This window comes from Euzebyella marina (assembly GCF_014855515.1).
Taxonomy (GTDB): domain Bacteria; phylum Bacteroidota; class Bacteroidia; order Flavobacteriales; family Flavobacteriaceae; genus Euzebyella; species Euzebyella marina.
Map to the genome: position 1 here is coordinate 69,713 of NZ_JACYFK010000006.1, position 22,288 is coordinate 92,000.

Here is a 22,288-nt window from a genome sequence, read left to right on the forward strand (position 1 = left end):
AGGTTGACCTTATAGATTTTTTACTGCATTCTTGAACTGGTCGCCACGATCTTCATAATTCTTGAAAAGATCAAAACTGGCACAGGCAGGCGACAACAAGACCGTATCACCACGCTCTGCTATTTTATAGGCAACTTTTACGGCCTCATCCATAGCATATGTTTCAACCATTAAATCGACTACATTGCCAAAGGCATCTTTGAGTTTTTCATTGTCAAGGCCCAGGCAAACAATAGCCTTTACCTTTTCACGTACAAGCGGCATCAATTCTTTGTAGTCATTCCCCTTATCTTGTCCCCCTGCAATCCATACAACAGGGGTTTTAACACTATCCAAGGCGTAGAAAACCGAATTGACGTTGGTCGCCTTTGAATCGTTAATGTATTGTACGTGGTGTATTTTCAGTACTTTCTCCAACCGGTGGGGAGCACCCTGAAAACTTGCAATGCTCTCTCTGATCGATTGCTTTCTGATGCTTACCAATTTAGCGGCGGTCATGGCCGCCATCGAATTCTTTACGTTGTGTTTGCCCTCTAGCGCTAGTGTTTCTGTTGTCATTTCCAATGTGTCGTTTATGTCGTTACTTATCTTCAATATTATTTTTCCATCTTTTAAAAAAGCTCCGGTCTCCAGCTCCTTTTCCAATGAAAAAGGGAGCTTTTTTGATTTGATTGGGTGGTCGGCCAACCACTTCTCTATCACCGGATCATCGGCATCGTAGATGAAGTAATCATCTTCGGTCTGGTTCTCAACTATTCTAAATTTTGAGGCTATATAGTTCTCAAACTTATATTCATAGCGATCCAAGTGATCTGGGGTTATATTGGTGAGAATGGCTATGTGCGGTGCAAAATCAACAATGCCATCGAGCTGAAAACTGCTGATTTCAAGTACATAATGCTCAAAATCGTTCTCGGCCACCATTTGGGCATAGCTATCGCCAATATTACCTGCCATACCTACATTTAAACCTCCTTCTTTTAAGAGGTAATGCGTCAACATGGTGGTAGTGGTCTTACCGTTGCTTCCTGTAATGCCGATTAAATTGGCATCGGTATACCTTGACGCAAACTCTATTTCAGAAATTACCGGAACACCCTTGGCCAACAAAGCCTTTACTAAAGGAATCTTATCAGGTATTCCTGGGCTTTTCATTACCAAATCAGCATTCATAATCTTGCTTTCGGTATGCCCCTCGCCTTCCCAATCAATGTCAAAATGTTCAAGAACCTTTTGGTACTTATCTTTCAGCTTTCCGCTGTCGGAAACGAATACATCGTACCCTTTTTGCTTCCCAAGAATGGCAGTACCTACACCACTCTCTCCTCCTCCTAAGATGACCAGTCTTTTCATCTTAGCGAATCTTCAATGTCACGATCGTAAGAATGGCCAAGAGAATTCCTATAATCCAAAACCGGGTCACAATCTTACTTTCATGGTATCCTTTCACTTGATAGTGATGGTGAATGGGTGACATCAAGAAAATACGTCTGCCCTCACCAAATTTTTTGCGTGTGTACTTGAAGTAACTTACCTGTATCATTACCGAAAGCGATTCGGCAAAGAAGATTCCGCATAACAAGGGAATCAACAGTTCTTTGCGTACGATAATGGCGATAACGGCGATAATACCACCAATAGTCAAGCTACCGGTATCGCCCATAAATACTTGGGCGGGAAATGCGTTGTACCATAAAAACCCCACCAATGCCCCAACAAAAGCGGTAATAAAAACCACCAACTCACCTGAATTCGGAATGAACATGATATCGAGGTAATCGGAGAAAATAATATTACCCGATACCCATGCGAAAATGCCCAAGGTAAATACAATGATAGCGGAAGTACCCGCAGCCAGACCATCGATACCATCAGTAAGGTTGGCTCCGTTCGAAACGGCGGTAACTATTAATATGACAATGGGTATGAATACCAACCATGCGTATTTGGTTGCACCTTCACCGGCCCAACTGATAAAATCGCTATACTCTAACTGGTTATTCTTGAAAAATGGCACCGTAGTACTGGTCGATTTTATTTCTTGCCCCTCTACCGATTCAACGGTAAAGTTTTCAGTTATGATGCTGCTACTCTCTTCTTTCATGGTCACCCCCGGATGAAAGTACAGGGTAGCCCCTACACCAAGGCCTAGCACTACTTGCCCCATTATTTTAAAACGACCCTTAAGACCTTGCTTATCTTTCTTAAAAACCTTGATGTAATCATCGGTGAAACCGATAAAACCCATCCAAATCGTGGTTACGATCAAAAGGAGGATGTAAATATTCTCGAGTTTGGCGAATAACAGTACAGGAATAAGTGTGGACATGATAATAATCAAACCGCCCATGGTCGGAGTTCCGGCCTTTTGCTTTTGACCATCTAGACCTAAATCACGAATACTCTCGCCAATCTGTTGCTTTTGCAGAAATAGGATGATACGCTTACCATATACCGTGGCAATGAGCAATGAACACAGAATGGCCATAGCCGCCCTGAAGGTCATGAACTGAAATAGACCTGCCCCGGGCAACTGGTATTCTTTTTCCAAAAATTCGAACAAATAGTACAACATATCGTTTCAGGTTTCTCGGTGTTCGCTGCTTTTATTCTTGGTGGTTCGGTTATTTGTTTAGGTTGTCCAACTGTTGCTTCACAATCTTGAAATCATCAAAATCGATTCGCTTTCCATTGGTTTCCTGGTAGGTCTCATGACCCTTTCCTGCAATCAAAATAATGTCTTCGGAATCGGCCATTTGACAGGCCGCCTTAATGGCCTGCTCCCTATTTTCAATCGATAAAATTTTCTTGACGTTCTGAGGCTCTACCCCGGCCTCCATGTCTCTGATAATGGCACCAGGCGATTCACTCCGAGGATTATCGGAAGTAAAAATCGCCTGATTGCTCATCTCAGACGCGATATGACCCATAACCGGACGCTTAGAGCTGTCTCTATCGCCACCACACCCCACAACGGTGATGACGCGTTCATTTCCAGTTCTCAACGCACCGATTGTCTCGAGCACATTTTTAAGTGCATCCGGTGTATGGGCATAGTCCACTATCGCCGTAATCTTATTGGCAGATATATAGTATTGAAAGCGCCCATCTACGTTGTTCAGTTCGCTCAACAATCGCAAGGTCTCCAAGGTCTCAAGCCCCAAGAGATCCGCCGTTGCATAAATGGCCAGCATGTTATAGGCATTAAAATGACCTATCAGCTTGGTCCAGAATTCATATTCATTAATTTTTAAAAGCTGCCCGGTAAACTGTGCTTCCAGTACCTGCCCGCGGTAATCAGCGAACGATTTCAAGGCATAAGTAAGCTTTCTAGCCTTGGTGTTCTGTAACATAACAGAACCGTTCTTATCATCGATATTGCTCAGCGCAAACGCTTTTTTAGGCAATTCGTCGAACAGGATTTTCTTGGTATCGCGGTATTCGGCAAAAGTCTTATGGTAATCTAAATGGTCATGCGAAAGATTGGTGAAGATAGCACCTTCGAAAACCAAGCCTTTGGTACGTTTTTGATGAATACCGTGCGAACTCACTTCCATAAAGCAAAACTCTACTCCGGCATCGTTCATCATTGCCAAATGCTTATTGATGACCAGAGCATCAGGTGTGGTATGGGTGGTGGAAAAAACCTCGTCATCTACCATAATCTTGATGGTCGACAACAGCCCCACTTTATACCCAGCCTTTTTGAACAACTGGTATAGCAAACTACTAATGGTCGTTTTACCATTCGTACCGGTAACACCTACCAATTTTAAATTTTTGGAGGGATTGCCGTAAAAATTGGAAGCCATAACCGCCAAGGCCGTATTACCATCGGAGACCTCAACATAGGTTATCCCATTGACCAATAATTCAGGAAGCTTTTCACAAACTATCGCCTTCGCGCCTAGGTCGACCGCCTTTTGAACGTACAGATGCCCATCGGTAATGGTACCTTTGATGGCCACAAAAACATCGTCCATAGCGACCTTTCGAGAATCGAATTGAATCTCGTTCACCAGAATATCTGTAGACCCGTTCACTGCGGTTAGCCCCGCACCGTATAATATGTCCTTTAAAAGCTTCAAGATAGTTCTAGGGTTATTTTCTTCGCCTTCTGTATGTCGGTACCATGCGAAACGGACTGCTTTCTAACCTTTCCGTTGCCTTTGACCTCTACTTCAAGACCTAAATTCTCTAATATGGATATGGCATCCATGCCGCTCATACCCTTTACATTGGGCACTTTGCGATATTCTTTTTGCGCTTCGGCGTAGTATTTCTGATAGTTGTTTTCCAAACGGTCATCTTCGACCTCTTCCATCTCCACCTCATCTATCAAAGGGTTGGAGGCATATACTTTTTGGGCGATGGATTTAAATACCGGTCCGCTTACATCGGCACCATAATAACCGACCCCTTTATCAGGCTCGTGAATGACAACGATGCAAGAATATTTTGGGTTCTCGGCAGGAAAGTAACCGGCAAAGGTCGATATATACTTGAGCTTGTCGGGGTCTTTAGAAACGTAGTTCTTCTGTGCAGTCCCGGTTTTTCCGGCCATTGAAAAATTGCGCGAATACAATTTATGCCCGGTACCATAATCTTTCTCTACCACGTTTTTGAGCAAATCGCGCACTTTGGACGCCGTTTCTTGCGAGCAGATAGAATTATCGATTACTTCTTTATCGAATTTTTGCACGGTACGGTCCCACTCGCGCACTTCTTTGATCAAGCGTGGCTTTACCATTTCACCATCGTTAGCAATGGCATTGTAAAAAGTCAAAGTCTGTAAAGGTGTCATCGATACCTCGTACCCATAGGCCATTTGGGCCAATGATAAACCTGACCAACCTTTATCGCCCGGGGAACGCAATACAGGCTTGCCCTCGCCCTTAATAGGTAGGTCGAGTTCACGGTGTACGTTCATCGACATCAATCGGTTCACGAATTTATCGGGGTTCTCTTTGTAACCGTTGTGTATCACTTGCGCAAAGGCCGTATTGGAAGAAACCTCGAAAGCCTTGGCAAAAGAAATCTTACCATACCCGCCCCATTTCGAATCGCGCACACGGTGGTTGTATATTTTCCAGGTACCGTCGTGGGTATCTATCACATCAGTAGTGTCAACTACCCCGTCTTCCAAGGCAGCTACCATGGTCATCAGCTTAAAGGTAGAACCGGGTTCATGCGATTCACCTACCGCGTAGTTCAGTCTTTCATAGTATTTACCGCCTTCGGTTCGGCCTAAATTGGAAATGGCCTTCACCTCACCGCTCTCGGTTTCCATCACAATGACACAACCATGATCGGCCTGGTACTTTTCCAACTGGCCCAACAAAGCGTGATGGGCAATATCTTGAATGTTGATATCGATGGTGGAAATAACGTCATACCCATCTTTTGGTTCTACAATATTGTCCCACCCGATAGGTTTCCATTGACCCTTGGCGATTTTTTGCTTTAACCTCTTGCCTTCTACTCCTCTCAGGTACTCCCCAAAAGCACCCTCGAGACCTACACGGGTATAATAGCCGTTTTCATCGACACGCTCGTAACCGACACTCCTTTCGGCAATCTTGCCCAACGGGTGCTCACGAACGGTCTTTTGCTCGATGATCAAACCACCTTTATACGGACCTTTATTAAAAAGCGGAAACTCTTTAACCGCCATATATTCAGAATAATCGAGGTTTCTCGCAATCAACGCATAGCGGTTCTTGTTCACCCTTGCTTTGCGAAGCAATTGCTGATAATGCGATGGCGATTGCCCCAACATGCGCGACAAGGCATTTGAAAGAGGCACCACATTTTCTTTAAAGTCGGCATCTTTCACGGTAACGGCATCGAAACGAATGGTGTACCGTGAAACTGAAGTCGCCAAAAGACTACCATCATCGGAATAGAGATTACCGCGATTCGGAGCGATGGTAAACATCTTCTCGGTACGCTGCATGGCCATCTCTTGGTACTTGTCGCCCTGCACCATTTGAATGTTCACCAATTTGAACAAGATGGCACCGGCAAACAAAAACAGGCATGCCACTACAAAGTAGAGTCGGTTCAATATGTTTTTCTCGGTAACAGCCACTATTACTCTTCTTCTTGGTTAGATTTTACCTTGATTTGCTTAGGTGGAACGGCCGGAGGATAAAGGCCCTTTTCGGCCACAATTTCCAACACGGTCGATTCAAGTTTCAACTTTTGCACATCGGAGCGCACATCGACAAATTCGCTGCGCAGTTCTTTTACTTCTTCATTAAGTGCGGCAATCTGGTGCACCTTTTTATCGGCACTATGCGAGCTACCGATCATGACCGTTGCCAAAAAGGATATGAACAGGATAAACAGCCAATGCTTCGGTGCATCGCCGCTCACCAAAAACTTACCTCTGAGTATGTTCAACAATCCGTTTTTCACTTGTATCTATTTTTAATCTTTTATTCGTTTTGCAATGCGCAGTTTCGCACTTCGCGCCCTATTGTTCTGGGCTATTTCGTCTGCAGACGGTGTTACCAACTGGCCTACTTTTTTAAAGGGCACCGAGATATTTCCGTAGAAATCTTTTTCGGGCTCGCCCTCAAATTGTCCGGCCCTGATGTACCGCTTTACCAATCGATCCTCTAACGAGTGGTAACTGATGATACTCAACCGTCCTCCTTCTTCCAATAAATCGGGCGTCTGAAGCAAAAACTCTTCGATGACCGCGATCTCTTGGTTCACCTCAATGCGAATGGCCTGATATATCTGCGCCAGTATCTTTTGCTCGCGCCCTTTGGGCAAGAACCGGCCCAACACCTGCTTCAACTGCTCAGTAGTTTTAATGGGCGCCTCTTCCCTACGCTCTACCAAGGTCTTTGCAATGGCATTGGCGTTTCGCAAATCGCCGTACTGAAAAAGCAACCTGCGCAAATCATCGAACTCATATTCGTTGACCACCTGATAGGCCGACAGCTCACTACTTTGGTCCATTCGCATATCGAGTTCGGCATCAAAGCGGGTAGAAAAACCGCGCTCGGCCTTATCGAACTGATGCGACGAAACCCCAAAATCGGCCAAAATTCCGTCTACTTTCCGAATGCCATAGAACTTTAAATACTGTGCGATGAACCTAAAATTGGCGTTGATCAGCGTAAACCGCCCATCGTTCAATTTGTTTTCAAGTGCATCGGTATCTTGATCAAAAGCGAAAAGCTTTCCTTCGCTTCCCAATCGATTCAATATTTCTTTGCTGTGCCCGCCTCCACCGAAGGTGACATCCACATAAACACCATCTTCTTTGATGGCCAGCCCATCAACGGACTCTTGCAATAGAACAGGGTTATGATACATCTTCATCGTCTCCGTCTTCACCCATGACCTCTTCGGCCAAAGCGGCAAAATCTTCCGCCGTATCTTCAAGCACTTGCTCGTAACTGTCCTTGTCCCAAATCTCTATGATATTGATGGCCGAACTAAGCACCACCTCTTTGGTAATATTTGCCACATCTACCAAGTTCTTTGGTATGAGCAATCTTCCTGCAGCATCAACCTCCACCACCTTAACACCCGCCTGAAAACGACGAATGAAATCGTTGTTCTTTTTTTTGAACCTGTTCTTCTTGTTCACCTTCGCCATGAGCAGATTCCACTCATCCATCGGATACAGTTCTAAACAGGGCTGAAAGACCGACCTTTTGATAACAAAACCCTTGTTCAGAATGGGCGACATCTGATTTTTTAGCGCAACCGGAACCATTATCCTACCTTTGGCATCGGCTTTACAATCGTATGTTCCAATGAAATTGATCACGCTAAATGGCTAGTTTTTCAGTACTATAACTCAAAACTACAAATTTTATTACCACATTTTACCACAAATTACCACTTTGTTGATAAATTGTGGCTTTTGTGCATATCATAAACCCAACAAGCATGGGTTTTGTGGGCGATGGTTTTGTGGGAAAGAGACAAATTTGGTTACTTTACGGCTCGGCATAACGTATGTGCATATGTTGGAAATGCCTATCTTTGGCCGACGATGATAAGCACCGTGAATGGAAGACAACATTATTAAGGAAGGAAAATACCGGTACATGGAGATAGGGGAAGGAACCCCTATCATTATATTGCACGGGCTCATGGGTGGGCTCAGCAACTTTCAAGGTGTTACCGATTTTTTCCCGAAAAAAGGTTATAAGGTTCTTGTACCCGAGCTGCCCATTTACGACATGCCCATGCTAAAGACCAACGTGAAGCAATTCGCCAAGTTTTTAGAAGGTTTCATTGAGTTCAAAGGCTTGAACGATGTTATTCTGTTGGGCAATTCATTAGGCGGGCATATCGGGCTTTTACACACAAAAATGTACCCTGAAATGGTCAAGGCACTGGTCATTACCGGAAGCTCCGGGCTTTATGAAAGTGCCATGGGCGACGGTTACCCGCGCAGGGGCGATTACGAGTTCATCAAAAAGAAGGCCGAGGCCGTTTTTTATGATCCCGCCGTGGCGACCAAAGAAATAGTTGACGAGGTGTTCGCGACCGTTAACGACCGCAACAAAATCATCAAGACATTGGCCATTGCCAAAAGTGCCATTCGCCACAATATGGCGAACGACCTGCCCACTATGGAAACCCCTACCTGTATCATCTGGGGCGAAGACGATAACGTGACCCCACCCGATGTAGCCAATCTTTTTCATGAGCTGCTGCCCGACTCAGACCTCTTTTGGATCGAGAAATGCGGACATGCACCTATGATGGAGCACCCCATAGAATTCAACGATATTTTAGACAGCTGGTTAGAGAAGCGAGGCTTTTAAGTATCTACTTTCTGACTAAAACACGCCAACACTCGGCCTGAAAAAACCACACAAACAAGAATTTACGTGCATATAAAAACGGCCAATTTCGTAATTAGCAATTCAGAGGTAGCCAAGTGCCCCAACGAGCTCTTGCCCGAATACGCCTTTATCGGCCGTAGTAACGTGGGCAAATCATCGTTGATCAATATGCTTACCGAACGTAAAAGCTTGGCCAAAACATCTGGCAGACCCGGAAAAACGCAGCTTATCAACCATTTTAAAATCAATGAAAATTGGTTTTTGGTCGACCTGCCCGGTTATGGCTACGCGCGTGTCTCAAAGAAAGACAAAAAGACCTTTCAAAAATACATTACCGATTATTTTACCCAGCGCGAACAATTGGTCTGCGCCTTTGTATTGGTCGATATTCGCCACAGTCCGCAGCAAATTGATATGGACTTTATGGAATGGCTCGGAGAGCACCAAGTACCCTTCTGCATTATATTCACCAAGGCCGATAAATTGAAGCCTGGGGCCATTCAGCGCCATGTGACCGAATACCTTCAAGAGCTAGAAAAAGGCGCTTGGGAAGAAGCCCCTGCGTATTTCGTTACCTCATCGTCAAAAGGTATGGGCCGCGACGAGCTACTGGCCTACATTGATGGTATCAACCTCGATTTTTTCAAGGCGGTTCAAAAGTAACCTCTGTGGGGCCCAAAAGCTGTTCACAGTCGGTTCAACACTCCTCCCTTTTTGATAGGTTCAGACTTTTAATTTCCTTTACATTGGGCATTGCCGGTCTTGCTTTGACAATAAAAAATGTCTTGCCACCACACTTTTACTCTCTTTTTTGAATGGTATTCGCCTATATTTATGAAAAGAATACTACCCATGCGCCAAAGAATAGCTTCATTGCTTTTGTTATCTTTTTTCGTGCTGGCTTCTTGCAAGTCAACCAAAACCCCGTATGCCTATACCAGTGAGACCCTGCAAATCGTGCCGTTAAGCGACAAAAGCTTTATGCACATCTCTTACCTGCAAACCGACTCTTTTGGAAAAGTAGCCTGTAACGGACTCATCTATATGAACGGAAACGAAGCGGTCGTGGTCGATACCCCAACGGAAAACAAGGTAAGCGAAGAACTGATTGAATGGATTACCGACACGCGGAAGAAACAACTGAAGGCCGTTATCGCCAACCATTTTCACGATGATTGTGTGGGCGGACTGCAGGCCTTTCACGAAAAAGGCATTCCCTCTTACGGAAACTACTTGACCTTGCAACTGGCCGAAAAAGAAGGCAATCAAGTGCCCCAGAACGGTTTTGAGGACCATTTTGAACTGCAAGTGGGAAATGGAAGCATCATCAACCAGTTTTTGGGCGAAGGCCATACCCGTGACAATATCGTCAGTTATGTGCCCGAAGACCAACTGCTGTTTGGCGGATGCCTCGTAAAAGAAATGGATGCCACCAAAGGTTATTTGGGGGACGCCAATGTTGCAGAATGGAGCACAACCGCTCTCAAAATAAAAAGCACCTTTTCGCAACTAAAAATCGTGGTTCCCGGGCATGGCAATCCGGGAGGCATTGAATTATTGGATTATACCGCTCAACTTTTTCAAGAACCTTAATGTAAACAAAGCCTCAAAAAGTTGCCCTATATTGATAATACCCGAGCCAATACCTCTCAATTTGAGGGTTAGCGAATTGCTTTGGCTTTGAATTATAAAAAACACTATTTTTAGGTTTTTACTTCCCCTAAGTTTAAGATTTTACCGACTACGCTTTTCTGTAAAGGAATGGAAAAGTGATGTGGTATTTTTAGGCAAGCATAAGTTCTTAGAACCTGAGTTATAGAATATTTGGTATGGAGCTAGTACTTTCATTTTAGTATTTATTTATAGCCAGGCGATGATTGAGGTAAATATTTATAATCAAAACTGCTTATAATAATTGAAAAATAAATGGCAACTTTAAGAGGAGCGATAAGGTCGTATGGCGCAACCGTTCGAAGAATAGAAAGAGAACAGCAAAGAAGGAATAGAGAAGCTGCAAAAAGATTCAAAGAACAACAGAAACTTCAAGCATTAGCGGATGCTAGTCAAGCTGTAGAAGACTATAACAATTATGTCGAAATTCTGCAATCCGTTCATAAAAACTGTACCGAATCGGTGGATTGGAATAGAATTAAAAATCACCCTAAACCTCTTAAACCAACAGAGGAATGGGAAAATGAGCTTAAAGCTAAAACTAAACTTGAAAATTTCAGACCATCACTTTTTGATACAATATTTGGTTCATCCAAAAAGAAAATAACACGATTGGAAGACGCTATTAACCTAGCATCGGAAAAAGACCGAAAACAAAATGATCTTAACTTTGAAAAATATAAGCAAGAATTAAATGATTGGACAAGGCTTCAAAATATCTCTGATGGAATTGATCAAAAGAATCCTGAAGCTTATAAAGAAGCTTTACTCTATTTCGACCCATTCTCTGATATTGGGGAGTTAGGTTCGAAATTAGATTTCAAGTTTGAAGAAAATTTAATTGATATTAATCTTCATGTTAATAGTTTAGATATTATTCCAGATTATGAGTTGCGGCAGACTTCAACTGGAAAATTGTCTAAGAAAAATATGGCAAAGTCAAAATATAATGAGCTTTACCAAGACCATATTTGTAGTGCGGTTATCCGTATTGCCAGAGAAGTTTTTGCTTATTTGCCAGTTGAATATGTAAGGGTAAATGCCATGGCAGAGTTGCTTAACACCAAGACAGGGCATATGGAAGAAAAAGCAATTTTATCAGTTATTGTTCCACCAGAGACTATACAAAAATTGAACTTAGATACCATTGACCCTTCTGATAGTATGCAAAATTTTGTCTATAACATGAAGTTTGTTAAAACAACAGGATTCAAGGAGGTTTCAAAAGTAGAATTAGAAGATTAATTATTAAGAAGAGGAGCTGGGGCACAAACTAGTTCTATTTCCTATCTTAATTTCAGTACCGCGATTTGCTCAATCCTTTTACATATACCACTAACGTTAAGTATTGGATACAAATTTCTTATTCCATAATAAAGCCGAGCCAAAGGCCTTAATATTGAAAAACCATTAAAATTTTAGTCTTTCGTTTTATCTCATAGGTTTTTTGACCATTATACCTCCTATTTCGCATACAATTGTTACTTCAGAAATAATAGGTTCAATATGGTAGAATTCAAGAATCTAGAATATTGCTCCTATTATTTTCTAGTTATTTTTATCGGAGTATTTAACCTCTACGGTTTTCCCTATGAACATTGAAAAAGTAATCCAACAGATTGAAAAAAGTTATACGCCCCTACCACCTGAATGTTGGCAGGCCTTTTTACCGCATACACAGATCAAATCGTATCAAAAGGGCGATATCGTCGTGCGGGAAGGGCAGTTTGCCAAAAGGGCCTATCTAATTGTAGAAGGTTGCGGTCGCGCCTATTATCTCAAAGACGGAAAAGACATTTCTGATTGGTTTACTTTTGAACATCAATTTATGGCACCTATTGTCAGCTTTTTTAGCGAAAAGCCGAGTCCGCATTGCCTAGAATTTTTAGAAGATGCCACCGTTCTAGAGTTCTCAAAAGAAAGCCTAGACGAAGTTTCCCAAAAGCATCATGAATTCGAACGTTTTATGAGAGAGGTAGTAACCGAAACCATGTTACTTCTGTGCGATCGATTGAATGCCATACAGTTCAACAAGGCCGAAGACCGTTATCGCCACTTGCTGAACATGTACCCCGATATTACCAACCGAATTTCGCTCACCCATATCGCCTCGTATCTCGGGATTACCCTAGAGACCTTAAGCCGCATTCGCAAACCGAAAAACGGAATTTGATGTATATCAAATGAATTGGCGATCAAAGAGCGGTACTTTGTAAAAATTAGAGTTGTGCAAGGCTTCTGCCGGCTCAACTGCACTACCTGCTTTTACATGAAAAAAATACTGATTATCAACGGCCACCCCGATGCCGAAAGTTACAATGCCGCCCTGACCGAGGCTTATCTAAAAGGAGCCCAAAAGTCGGGCGCCGAAATCGCCCTCATCAACATTCGAGACCTTCACTTTAACCCCAACCTTCAGTTCGGCTACCGAAAGCGCACCGAACTGGAGCCCGATTTGTTGCAGGCCCAAAAGCAAATAAAATGGGCAGACCACTTGGTATGGGTGTATCCGGTTTGGTGGGGCTCGGTACCCGCCCTTATGAAAGGATTTTTAGACAGGGTACTTTTGCCAGGCTTTGCGTTCAAGAAAAGGGAAGGTTCCGTTTGGTGGGACAAATACCTAACTGGAAAAACCGTGCGTATCATTTCTACGATGGATCAGCCCAATTGGTACTACCGACTCGTTTACGGCAGCCCATCGCACAAGGCCATGAAAAGACTTACGATGCAATTTGTAGGGGTGAAATCGGTAAAAATTACCGCGATAGGCCCAATACGGCTTTCCAAAGACGAGTTCAGGCAAAGATGGTTGGAGAAAGTAGAACGAATGGGAGAAAGCAATAAATGAAATAGGCTGCATTCCGAAATCTAGTTTTTAAAGGAAGAAGTCCATAGTCATCTGGTACGGGCTATTTTCTTATCTTTCCTAGGTAAGAACGACCCTCCTATTCTATACCCCGCTATTACGTGAAGGTTGTTTTTGCCCGACCAACCAACACCTACTATGAAGATTTTTAGAAAACTCCGCCAAAAACTGCTTTCAGAAAACGCACCCAACGGTACGGCCAACAAGTTGAGCAAATATTTGATCTACGCCATTGGCGAGATCGTACTCGTAGTCATCGGTATTTTAATAGCGGTCGCCATCAACAATAATCAACAGCGCAATATTCTAGAGCGTAAAGAACAGACCTACCTGCGGGGCCTTCAGAATGAATTCGAAACCAGTAAATCAAAACTCACCCAGCTCATCAAGGTCAACCAAGAAAATTACACGAACGCAGAAAAGATATTGGAGCATACCAACCAAGCAGAAAGCGCCCTGTCAGAAAAAGAATTTTCCAATTTGTTGTTCAACTCCTTTGCATTCGATATCTCGTTCAATGCCAACAATTCCCTTTTGAACGAAATGATCAATTCGGGCAGCTTAAAAGATATCTCCAACGACGGGTTACGCATACTTCTCACCAATTGGGGAGCCACCATGGAGGATATTGCGCGACAAGAGTTTGAATTGGGCGAACAGCGGGTCAAAGTGCTCGATATGTTCAGAACCGACCGATACAGCATTCGAACCATCTTCGCCCAGACCAATGCCGATAACGGTCTCACCCTAAACGAACAAGATGCTACGGTCAGTAATTTATCCCTTTTGCAGTCTTTGGCTTTTGAGAACAATGTGCTTATGTTCCATTCGACCAGCCTGTCTACCGAAAAGACACATTATCTGCCCTTAATGCAAGAACTGGATGCCATTCTCAACTTGCTCAAAAATGAGATTGATGAAGAGTAACACACAGATTCTGGTTCAAAAGAAATCCGTATCAGACATAACCTATTGCGGCCTGCTCATGGTATTCGTTCTTTTTGGTTTCTATTCGTCCCTCTATGCACAGGAGCCAGCAGCCCATAAAAAAGTAGATGGTTATCGCGGCATCTGGTTTGAACTAAACCAAAAATACGAGTACGGCGATAAGTATTCAGGAGCCTTAGGCACCTATACCGCCAAACATACCCCATTGGCCATCTATTCAAAAGAAGTGAACAAAACCTTTTTTGTGTATGGAGGCACCAAATCGGCAAAGCAACGTTACCTACTTTGCATGATCGGGGAATTTGATCATGGTACCAAAAAAGTAAGCAAACCTACCATTGTTCACGATAAGAACGGAGTAGACGACCCCCACGACAACCCTTCCCTATTGTTGGATGACAAGGGGTATATCTGGGTATTCGTAAGCGGAAGGGGCAAGCAGCGGCCAGGTTACAAATACAAGAGCACGAAGCCTTATGACATTTCCAGTTTCGAACAAATTACGGAAGAGGAAATGACCTATCCGCAACCTTGGTTCACACAACATGGTTTCTTTAATTTTTTCACCAAATACGAGGGTGTGCGGCAGCTATTCTTTGAATCTAGCAAGGATGGTACAAACTGGACGGAAGACCAGTTATTGGCAGCTATACCTGAATCTAGGGGAGAAAGGTCGGGCCATTATCAGGTCAGTGGCACTTATCAAGGTAAAAAGGTAGGTACTTTTTTCAATCGACACCCAGAAGGAAACGTAGACAAGCGCACAGACCTGTATTATGTAGAATCTACCGATTTCGGCAAAAGCTGGAAAAATACCAAGGGTAAAAAAGTGAAAATACCCATGAAGAAAAAAAGAACTTCGGCACGTGTCATCAACTACGCGAAAGCCGGCAAAAATGTGTACATGAAAGACTTGGCCTTTGACAAGTACGGTAACCCGGTCTGTTTGTACATTAGAAGTAATGGCTTTGAACCGGGCCCTAGCAGCGTACCTTACGAATGGTGCGTCACCAAATGGAACGGAAAAAACTGGCAAACGACCGTCATTACAACTTCAGACCATAATTACGACATGGGTAGTTTATATATCGAGGATGATAGATGGATGGTAGCAGGGCCTACTGAAATCGGTCCGCAACAATGGGGCGTCGGTGGAGAAATTGCCCTTTGGTCATCGACCGACCAAGGAAACAATTGGTCAAAAACAAAAGTGATTACCAAAAACAGCCAACTGAGTCATTCGTATGTGCGAAAACCGGTGAATTATCAAGCTCCTTTTGTCTTTTTTTGGGCGGATGGCGATTCGCATAATTTTAGTCAATCGCACCTTTATTTCGGAGATTGGGAGGGCAATGTATGGCAGTTACCTTACGAGATGCAACAGGAGAATGAAGCTCCCCTTAAAATCAATTAAACTGGCCCCATGAAATATTTTTCTAAACTTTATTGCCTCGGCCTAAGCTTTATGCTGCTTTCGTTTGCATCGGCAGTCGGCCAAAGGCTTGAACCCATCAAAGCCCGTCACGAAATCACGCTAAATCAAGCTCACAAGGGCGATAAAAAAATCGATAGCCTACTACTCGAGAGCTACATGCCTCCTTCCGATTCTATTAAAAAATTCTATCTAGAGGCACGGGCCATTTTCGAGAACGATACAGTCGCTTTCACAGACGACAGAATTATCGAAGCGGCCCAAAGAAACCATATTGATTTAATTAGCGGACCTATGTTGGGCGATGTACAGGCCGAAAGAGTAACACTTTGGTTACGCCCTGCTAACACCAATATTCTGCAAATAAAAGTGAACACGCAAAAAGGAACCGATATTAGGGCGCTTGAATTAAAACCAATTAGACCGGGAAAAGTAGAGCGAATAGTTCTTGATGGTTTGAAACCAGCTACTCACTATGACTATCATATATCTACAAATGACAGGGTAATATCCCATGGTTCTTTTCTAACGGCCCCTAAGTCGGGTCAAAAATCGACTGTTCGTATCACATTTGCCTCTGGTTTTCACAAGATTGGTTTGCACAATCCTAATCTCATCCGTTCCATCATCCACAGAAAACCGCTGGCCATGCTTTTATTGGGCGATTTGGCAGTAGACGACCGCGATACGCATTGGGGGCTTCATCGTTCGGACTATTTGCTCAGGGATGTTTCGCCGGCATGGCAAGAGTTAGCCTCGAAAATTCCGCTTTATGCCAGTTGGGACGATCACGACTACCTCAACAACGACCTAAGCGGTATTCCAGAAGGGGTAACCAAAGCGGATAGGGATAGCCTTCGATTTATCTGGCAAAATAACTGGAACAACCCCACCACCATAGGTGATGGCATCTATTTCAATACCCGAATTGGAGAGGTAGAAATAATCATGCTCGATACCCGATCCTGTCGAAACCTAGATGAAAGAGGTGATTATGGTTCTTATTTGGGCACAAGTCAATTGCAATGGCTCAAAGAGGTGTTAAAGAATTCTACCGCCCCTTTCAAGGTGATTTCAAGCGGCACCATGTGGAGCGATTATGTAACCAAGGCCAAAGATTCTTGGGGCACTTGGGATATTGCGGCCAGGGAAGAAATCTATTCACTCATAGAATCGGAGGGTATTTCTGGTGTGTTACTGATCAGTGGCGACCGACATGGGGCTAGGGCCTTTACTATTCCCAGGCCATCAGGTTTTAGGTTCTATGAATTTGAAGTTGCCAGTATGGGAGGTGTTCCAGGCCCACCAGCCATGGCAGAAGATAGCTCGCATCAACTCTTCGGATATGAGGGACTTGGCCTCAAGGCATTCGGCGAATTCACATTTACTGCAACCTCAGAACAACCCAAGGTCACCTTTAGGTTGATAGACGAGTCTGGCACCATTTTAGAGGAACACTTTTTGGGGTATGATGCATTGCTTCCCTTAAAAAAGTAAATTTATAGCCTTAAATTTCTCAGAATGGAAGGTCAATTATTCGTAGGCAGGTTTTGGAAAGTACTCATTTGTTGTATGCTAATCAGTGTTTCTTGCAAGGAAAATAAGAACGCGAACGACCAGCCTGAAAATGCAGAAATAGAAAAGACCTGGCATCAATTTCTAGAAGTAGTAGAATCAGGAAATAAAGAAAAATTTCTTGACTTTGCGGCCAGTGAAATCAGGTGTTACGAATGTTTGGAAAACACCCCGACCGAACAAAGGCAATTGGAAAGTCTGAGCGAAAAAGACTCCCTTTGGTACGATAAACTCTATGATGACCTTATTTATATACCTGCCGACAGCTTTGTTAAAAAAGACCTGAATCGCTTTTTCACCCCCTCTTTTCTCAAAATTCTACGGTTGAACGAGACTATTTACCATCATCTGAATGAAGATGAGATGGAGATTTATGAAATATTGGTTACTACTATAGAACCAACCGATGAGCACGAGGGTATGCAGCACAGCTTTCAATTTCAGAAAATCAATGGAAAATGGAAGTTCAGTGAGGTGAGTTCCATTCCTTAATAAATTTCTAATCCGCTTGATTGATTACGCTATCATTCGAAACCATAGCGCCTATCGGACTTATCATATTATCCTATTTTTGATACATAATAGGATGAAATGACAGAAAGAGAACTGGATAGAATTATTGAAATGGCTTGGGAAGACCGTACCCCGTTCGAGGCCATTGAAGCTCAATTTAAACTCTCGGAAGCCGATGTTATCAAACTAATGCGCCGGGAATTAAAACCAAACTCCTTTAAGCTTTGGCGCAAGCGGGTGAACAGTGGCACCAGCAGCAAACATCTTAAAAAGCGAAATGATAACATCACCCGTTTTAAGAGTGCTAGACAAAAATCTATTTCAAACAATAAGATTTCGAAGAGGTAACCCCTTGTTCTGACAGCCGTTTTAAAGGTCTTTTTTGGCATCATCATTTCATCTGAATTATTCCCTTTTCGACGGGTAGTTTTTTGTGCCCTAACTACCCGATGTACATTCCCTTGCTAAAAGCAACCTCAATTCAACTTTTGGTCAACTCAATGAAAAAACTCAACTTATTATTTGCTCTTCTGCCATTTTACACCCTCAACGCACAGTTTATAAAAGAAAAGGCCATTTCGGGTTCCATAGGTTTTGGGTATACCTATCCTAGTGAAGACATCGATATTTCTGGAAGTGGTTTTTATTTACAGGGCGAATATGTTCTGCGGCATAGTAAATGGTTAGAGCTTCGACCTTATGCAGGTATTATCTTGACAAAGACCGATGAGTCAGATGAAGTTTATTACAATTCGTACAAATCATCATCGAACGCTTTTTTAATTGGCGGCAAGAGCAGATTTACGGCGCCCATACCATGGGTAGCCCCTTTCTTGGAAATTGGGGTCGGGGCCAGTTTTGGGTCTTTCAAAACAGTCACTCCTAACACCTCTCTCCTAAAGAACGGGGTATTATATCATATTCCTTGGTCAATCGGATTAAAAATCGGAAGACACCATAATTTTGAATTTGGACTCACCTATTACGAGCACCCCCAAGCCAGACAGTTTTGTGGAGCCATGGCCTTTGGGGCGACTTTTCCCCTCAACTAATATTTTCAGAAAAAACACCTGAAATTTTGTTCTCGAGACCATTGCCGTCTAGTGATATTCTATTGAAAAAATTATAAGATAAGCGTTTCTTTCAAAGAAGTATTTCTTCATAAATCTCAACTTTTTTAAAATTGACAAAAACCTAACAATTCTATCAATTTGAAAAATTTCATTATTTAAAAATTAAATTATCTGATTTTAAACCCCTTTAAACTGCCATATTGTTAAATTTTAGAGTTTCAAATTCTTACTAATTTATCATATCTCGAAGGAAAAAACCGTCATTTATTTAATTGGACAATTAAATTCTGTATTTCATCGATCATGCACGCAAAATGCTAATTTATGTGTCTATCATTACCACATGAAACGACATAAAAAAGAATAACTGTCTTTCATTTTTCCCCTCCCCCTTTTTTAGATTTCCCCCTATAGGTTCAAGTAATTTGAACGGCTTATCAACGCATACATTTTTCGTCAGGTTGGCTGATGTCGAGTGCTATTTTTTGACTTGAAGATACCTGAAGCATACTTTTTTCATTTTAATGAAAAACGACCAAACACGCATTTTAACCAAATACTAATAAATAATTCAATCTTTATGAAAAAAGTAGTTTTAAGTGCCATGGCACTTGCAATGGGGTCTTTCGTTATGGCTCAAAACAGTAGCGAAATCAATCAAGCGAATGCAACTGGAGGAGCTTTGGTCACTGTCAACCAAGCCGGAAATGGAAACAAATCTAATGTTGAACAGATTGGAGTTCAGTCTCACACCAATGGAACAGTTACCACCGTTAAAATCAAACAACAAGGTCAGGGTAATAAATCCACAGTGGATCAGGGTGATATATGGAACAATGGTTCTACTTCTACCGGCATCACAATTGACGTAAACCAAAAAGGAAAAGAGAATAACTCTTTAGTTAAACAAGGCGGAGGTCTATCAAAAACAGATGTAGACCAAATAGGTAATCGAAATAACTCTAAGGTAGATGTTCAAGGCGGTTATAACAACTCAATCAAAGTTCAGCAAAACGATTCTGACAACCGTTCAACCATTTGGCAAAGTTGGTCTGGCAACGAAATTTATGTAACCCAATCGGGAGACAATTCGAACAATGGTGCCAACAACTCAAAAATCCGTCAAACCTCCTCGAGCAGTATCATAGATATTGATCAGGTAGGCAGAAGAAATATGTCTGAGGTTGAGCAATTTGGGGAACCAGCCTTCGGAGAAATGTTATCTACAAAAGTTAATCAAAACGGAATGGATAACAAGTCCGTGATTTCTCAGCAAGGTAACTACAACAAGATTTCAATTGCTCAAAATGGTAATGATAACTTTTCATCTGTAGACCAAGATGGTATATCAAACGAAATTTATACCACCCAAAAGAATGGTAATGGAAACAGAAGTTACACCTCGCAAGACGTAGACACATCAACTAGTTTGATTAAAACCTTACAGCAAAACGGCAATGGAAATATCAGTAGAGCCCATCAAATTGGAACTACCGATGCTTCTATTTTGGTAACTCAAAATGGCAATGGGAACAACAGCTTAGTTAACCAAACCATGGTTAACAGTAATACCACTGCTATTGTAATGCAATCAAACTAAAACACTATAAGATTTTTTGAATCAATCAACTACGGAACATCAACATGTTCCGTAGTTTTTCACCTTTTACAATTAGAAGCGTATGAAACCAAACCAACTTCTAACCTTTATTTTGGCCATTCTACTCTATAACTCATTGATAGCTCAAGGAATTATTAAAAAAGAAAGTGACATTACCCCTTCTAACTTTAGTTCGCATTCACAACAATTAAATTATTATTCGCAACAGTCTAATGAGGTGGTAAGCAATGCCAACATAAATGTGGTCAACAAAGGGGTTTATATTGTACAAGTAGGCAATAATAATAACACAAATGTATCGGCCCAATCGCAAGTTTCTGATATTGAATTAAAGCAATATGGCCATTCAAATATTATTGATCTCAATCTTAAAGCCGAATTCATTGACTATACGGCCCTTCAACAGGGCAATAACAATCTTTTATTGGAATACAATCTTTTTGACAACAAACAGCTTATAGAAAGAAACATACAACAAAAAGGCAACAACCAAAATCTAGTCATTCACGGTAGAAATAGCATTGCCGACAAAATGAAGATTACCATGAATGAGGGCTCTCAAAGCTTAATCATCAGAAATACCAACTAGACCATTCATCTGCCTCCCCCATGCTAAATTCTCTACTGATCAGTTCTATATTTTTATTGTGCTTACTCTTAAGCAGCAGCGTTGGTGCACAAATCTTCAACAATGAGGTAGAGGCTGAAATCAACATTGAATCAGAGAATATTTTGACCGACATCGTTTTCTCGGCCTATAACAAGACATCCCTTAAAAAAAGCCTTCGATACCGAGCCATGATTGTTAAGAACAGCGACCAAACCTATGAAGACGAGCAGTACTTTATTCTTGAACCAGGTGAGAGAAAAAATATTAGCAAGGCTTCGCTGGCCTTGGAAGAAGACCAAAGAACAGTTGTTTTTGTTCTTATTTATGAGGATGAAAAGGCCATCGGAAAAGACCGTTTGGTCATCAATGGCTTTGATGGGGAAGACGATATGAAACCGAAAGTGGTTCAGCAAAACAGCATTCTTCAAGAAAATGGCAGGACCGTAAGTCAAGATATTGATTTAATGACAGGCATGGTTTTCGAAAACACCAAGACCAAACCAGGAAGAGACTTTTACCAAAAGTTCTATCTAGAGTATAACAACAACAATATTAAAGGAAATGAAATCGTGAAAGTCGATGAAGTATTGGCCATCGGGGGCAATACCCAAATTAAAATTTATGCCGGTGACAACCTAGTGGTTCAATTTTTTCTCAACCCTAGAAGCAGCTATATAAATGAAATGGTCAATCAATCGATTGCCAGGGTTCACCAATATTTTATTCAAACCAAGGCCATTAACCAAAATACAATTCAATACTAAATGAAAACACTCACCTTCGTACTATTTTTATTCAGTATATCTGCCTATTCCCAACAATTGGTGTACACGCCTAAGAATCCGAATTTTGGCGGTGACACCTTTAACTACCAATTTCTGTTAAGTTCGGCCAATGCGCAGAACTCGTTCACCAACAATCAGGGGCTTCGTGATGAAACCTCTGAGCTACAAGATTTTCAAGAAAGTCTTAACCGCCAACTTCTCGGGCAGTTGACCCGTTCCGTTTTCAGTTCTGAACTGGGTGAGGGGCTACAGCCCGGCACTTTTAATGTAGGCGACCTTTTGCTCGAAATATTCGAATCGCCCGAAGGCCTTGTGGTAAATATTTTAGACACTAATACCGGTGAACAGACTCAAATTATCGTACCCAACTAA

At 42.2% G+C, this 22,288-nt stretch carries 23 protein-coding genes; 16 read left to right on the forward strand and 7 right to left on the reverse strand.

Features of this window, described 5'->3' with window-relative positions; genetic code table 11:
- Positions 1-9: 9 nt before the first annotated feature.
- Genes murD through mraZ form a run of 7 tightly spaced genes read right to left on the reverse strand, consistent with a single transcriptional unit; the run spans position 10 to position 7,792 of the window.
- Positions 10-1,353, reverse strand: a complete 1,344-nt coding sequence (gene murD, locus IL356_RS18755; protein ID WP_121847963.1) for a UDP-N-acetylmuramoyl-L-alanine--D-glutamate ligase — start codon at positions 1,351-1,353, stop codon at positions 10-12.
- Between the two features lies 1 nt (position 1,354).
- Complete coding sequence (mraY, locus tag IL356_RS18760) at positions 1,355-2,575, reverse strand: phospho-N-acetylmuramoyl-pentapeptide-transferase (RefSeq protein ID WP_121847962.1); 1,221 nt, start codon at positions 2,573-2,575, stop codon at positions 1,355-1,357.
- Between the two features lie 49 nt (positions 2,576-2,624).
- Positions 2,625-4,088: a UDP-N-acetylmuramoyl-L-alanyl-D-glutamate--2,6-diaminopimelate ligase gene (locus tag IL356_RS18765; protein ID WP_121847961.1), complete on the reverse strand. Its 1,464-nt coding sequence runs from the start codon at positions 4,086-4,088 to the stop codon at positions 2,625-2,627.
- A complete protein-coding gene (locus tag IL356_RS18770; protein WP_121847960.1) occupies positions 4,085-6,091 on the reverse strand; it encodes a penicillin-binding protein in 2,007 nt (668 codons plus the stop codon). Before IL356_RS18770 ends, IL356_RS18765 begins: the two co-directional genes overlap by 4 nt.
- 2 nt (positions 6,092-6,093) lie before the next feature.
- On the reverse strand, positions 6,094-6,420 hold the full coding sequence (locus tag IL356_RS18775) for an FtsL-like putative cell division protein (protein WP_121847959.1): 327 nt from the start codon (positions 6,418-6,420) through the stop codon (positions 6,094-6,096).
- A gap of 12 nt (positions 6,421-6,432) precedes the next feature.
- Positions 6,433-7,332 carry a 16S rRNA (cytosine(1402)-N(4))-methyltransferase RsmH gene (rsmH, locus tag IL356_RS18780; protein WP_121850622.1) on the reverse strand — a complete coding sequence of 300 codons (900 nt, stop codon included), beginning with the start codon at positions 7,330-7,332 and terminating at the stop codon, positions 6,433-6,435.
- The gene (mraZ, locus tag IL356_RS18785) at positions 7,322-7,792 is read right to left on the reverse strand and encodes a division/cell wall cluster transcriptional repressor MraZ (protein WP_121847958.1); all 471 of its coding nucleotides are present in this window, start codon (positions 7,790-7,792) and stop codon (positions 7,322-7,324) included. Before mraZ ends, rsmH begins: the two co-directional genes overlap by 11 nt.
- A gap of 244 nt (positions 7,793-8,036) precedes the next feature.
- Between mraZ and IL356_RS18790 the strand changes: the two genes are divergently transcribed.
- The 16 genes from IL356_RS18790 (at position 8,037) to IL356_RS18865 (ending at position 22,288) form a co-directional block, all read left to right on the forward strand.
- Entirely contained in the window at positions 8,037-8,801 is a 765-nt protein-coding gene (locus IL356_RS18790) for an alpha/beta fold hydrolase (RefSeq protein ID WP_121847957.1), read from the forward strand.
- A 66-nt stretch (positions 8,802-8,867) separates the two neighbouring features.
- Positions 8,868-9,485: a ribosome biogenesis GTP-binding protein YihA/YsxC gene (yihA, locus tag IL356_RS18795; RefSeq protein WP_240467930.1), complete on the forward strand. Its 618-nt coding sequence runs from the start codon at positions 8,868-8,870 to the stop codon at positions 9,483-9,485.
- Between the two features lie 189 nt (positions 9,486-9,674).
- Entirely contained in the window at positions 9,675-10,415 is a 741-nt protein-coding gene (bla, locus tag IL356_RS18800) for a subclass B1 metallo-beta-lactamase (protein WP_121847955.1), read from the forward strand.
- Between the two features lie 333 nt (positions 10,416-10,748).
- A complete protein-coding gene (locus tag IL356_RS18805; RefSeq protein WP_121847954.1) occupies positions 10,749-11,738 on the forward strand; it encodes a hypothetical protein in 990 nt (329 codons plus the stop codon).
- 346 nt (positions 11,739-12,084) lie between these two features.
- Positions 12,085-12,666: a Crp/Fnr family transcriptional regulator gene (locus IL356_RS18810; RefSeq protein WP_121847953.1), complete on the forward strand. Its 582-nt coding sequence runs from the start codon at positions 12,085-12,087 to the stop codon at positions 12,664-12,666.
- Between the two features lie 96 nt (positions 12,667-12,762).
- Positions 12,763-13,341: an NAD(P)H-dependent oxidoreductase gene (locus IL356_RS18815; protein WP_121847952.1), complete on the forward strand. Its 579-nt coding sequence runs from the start codon at positions 12,763-12,765 to the stop codon at positions 13,339-13,341.
- Positions 13,342-13,497: 156 nt separating this feature from the next.
- Complete coding sequence (locus tag IL356_RS18820; protein ID WP_121847951.1) at positions 13,498-14,286, forward strand: DUF6090 family protein; 789 nt, start codon at positions 13,498-13,500, stop codon at positions 14,284-14,286.
- Positions 14,276-15,721, forward strand: coding sequence for a BNR-4 repeat-containing protein (locus tag IL356_RS18825; protein WP_205601279.1), 1,446 nt, complete (start codon positions 14,276-14,278; stop codon positions 15,719-15,721). The genes IL356_RS18820 and IL356_RS18825 overlap by 11 nt, the downstream gene beginning before the upstream one ends.
- 9 nt (positions 15,722-15,730) lie before the next feature.
- The gene (locus IL356_RS18830) at positions 15,731-17,236 is read left to right on the forward strand and encodes an alkaline phosphatase D family protein (RefSeq protein WP_205601278.1); all 1,506 of its coding nucleotides are present in this window, start codon (positions 15,731-15,733) and stop codon (positions 17,234-17,236) included.
- A gap of 24 nt (positions 17,237-17,260) precedes the next feature.
- Positions 17,261-17,806 (forward strand): hypothetical protein, encoded by a 546-nt coding sequence (locus IL356_RS18835; protein WP_121847950.1) that lies wholly within the window; start codon positions 17,261-17,263, stop codon positions 17,804-17,806.
- A 99-nt stretch (positions 17,807-17,905) separates the two neighbouring features.
- On the forward strand, positions 17,906-18,175 hold the full coding sequence (locus tag IL356_RS18840) for a TIGR03643 family protein (RefSeq protein WP_121847949.1): 270 nt from the start codon (positions 17,906-17,908) through the stop codon (positions 18,173-18,175).
- 152 nt (positions 18,176-18,327) lie between these two features.
- On the forward strand, positions 18,328-18,879 hold the full coding sequence (locus tag IL356_RS18845; protein WP_121850619.1) for a hypothetical protein: 552 nt from the start codon (positions 18,328-18,330) through the stop codon (positions 18,877-18,879).
- A gap of 601 nt (positions 18,880-19,480) precedes the next feature.
- A complete protein-coding gene (locus IL356_RS18850; protein ID WP_121847948.1) occupies positions 19,481-20,500 on the forward strand; it encodes a hypothetical protein in 1,020 nt (339 codons plus the stop codon).
- Positions 20,501-20,582: 82 nt separating this feature from the next.
- Positions 20,583-21,110, forward strand: a complete 528-nt coding sequence (locus IL356_RS18855) for a hypothetical protein (RefSeq protein ID WP_121847947.1) — start codon at positions 20,583-20,585, stop codon at positions 21,108-21,110.
- A 20-nt stretch (positions 21,111-21,130) separates the two neighbouring features.
- The gene (locus tag IL356_RS18860; protein ID WP_121847946.1) at positions 21,131-21,895 is read left to right on the forward strand and encodes a CsgE family curli-type amyloid fiber assembly protein; all 765 of its coding nucleotides are present in this window, start codon (positions 21,131-21,133) and stop codon (positions 21,893-21,895) included.
- Positions 21,896-22,288: a curli production assembly/transport component CsgF gene (locus IL356_RS18865; RefSeq protein WP_121847945.1), complete on the forward strand. Its 393-nt coding sequence runs from the start codon at positions 21,896-21,898 to the stop codon at positions 22,286-22,288. It begins immediately after the preceding gene.

Coding starts and splice junctions, on each gene's coding strand:
- murD (WP_121847963.1), bottom strand. CDS start 1,353: ATGAAAAGACTGGTCATCTTAGGAGGAGGAGAGAGTGGTGTAGGTACT.
- mraY (WP_121847962.1), bottom strand. CDS start 2,575: ATGTTGTACTATTTGTTCGAATTTTTGGAAAAAGAATACCAGTTGCCC.
- rsmH (WP_121850622.1), bottom strand. CDS start 7,332: ATGTATCATAACCCTGTTCTATTGCAAGAGTCCGTTGATGGGCTGGCC.
- IL356_RS18790 (WP_121847957.1), top strand. CDS start 8,037: ATGGAAGACAACATTATTAAGGAAGGAAAATACCGGTACATGGAGATA.
- bla (WP_121847955.1), top strand. CDS start 9,675: ATGCGCCAAAGAATAGCTTCATTGCTTTTGTTATCTTTTTTCGTGCTG.
- IL356_RS18805 (WP_121847954.1), top strand. CDS start 10,749: ATGGCAACTTTAAGAGGAGCGATAAGGTCGTATGGCGCAACCGTTCGA.
- IL356_RS18810 (WP_121847953.1), top strand. CDS start 12,085: ATGAACATTGAAAAAGTAATCCAACAGATTGAAAAAAGTTATACGCCC.
- IL356_RS18815 (WP_121847952.1), top strand. CDS start 12,763: ATGAAAAAAATACTGATTATCAACGGCCACCCCGATGCCGAAAGTTAC.
- IL356_RS18820 (WP_121847951.1), top strand. CDS start 13,498: ATGAAGATTTTTAGAAAACTCCGCCAAAAACTGCTTTCAGAAAACGCA.
- IL356_RS18825 (WP_205601279.1), top strand. CDS start 14,276: ATGAAGAGTAACACACAGATTCTGGTTCAAAAGAAATCCGTATCAGAC.
- IL356_RS18830 (WP_205601278.1), top strand. CDS start 15,731: ATGAAATATTTTTCTAAACTTTATTGCCTCGGCCTAAGCTTTATGCTG.
- IL356_RS18835 (WP_121847950.1), top strand. CDS start 17,261: ATGGAAGGTCAATTATTCGTAGGCAGGTTTTGGAAAGTACTCATTTGT.
- IL356_RS18840 (WP_121847949.1), top strand. CDS start 17,906: ATGACAGAAAGAGAACTGGATAGAATTATTGAAATGGCTTGGGAAGAC.
- IL356_RS18845 (WP_121850619.1), top strand. CDS start 18,328: ATGAAAAAACTCAACTTATTATTTGCTCTTCTGCCATTTTACACCCTC.
- IL356_RS18850 (WP_121847948.1), top strand. CDS start 19,481: ATGAAAAAAGTAGTTTTAAGTGCCATGGCACTTGCAATGGGGTCTTTC.
- IL356_RS18855 (WP_121847947.1), top strand. CDS start 20,583: ATGAAACCAAACCAACTTCTAACCTTTATTTTGGCCATTCTACTCTAT.
- IL356_RS18860 (WP_121847946.1), top strand. CDS start 21,131: ATGCTAAATTCTCTACTGATCAGTTCTATATTTTTATTGTGCTTACTC.
- IL356_RS18865 (WP_121847945.1), top strand. CDS start 21,896: ATGAAAACACTCACCTTCGTACTATTTTTATTCAGTATATCTGCCTAT.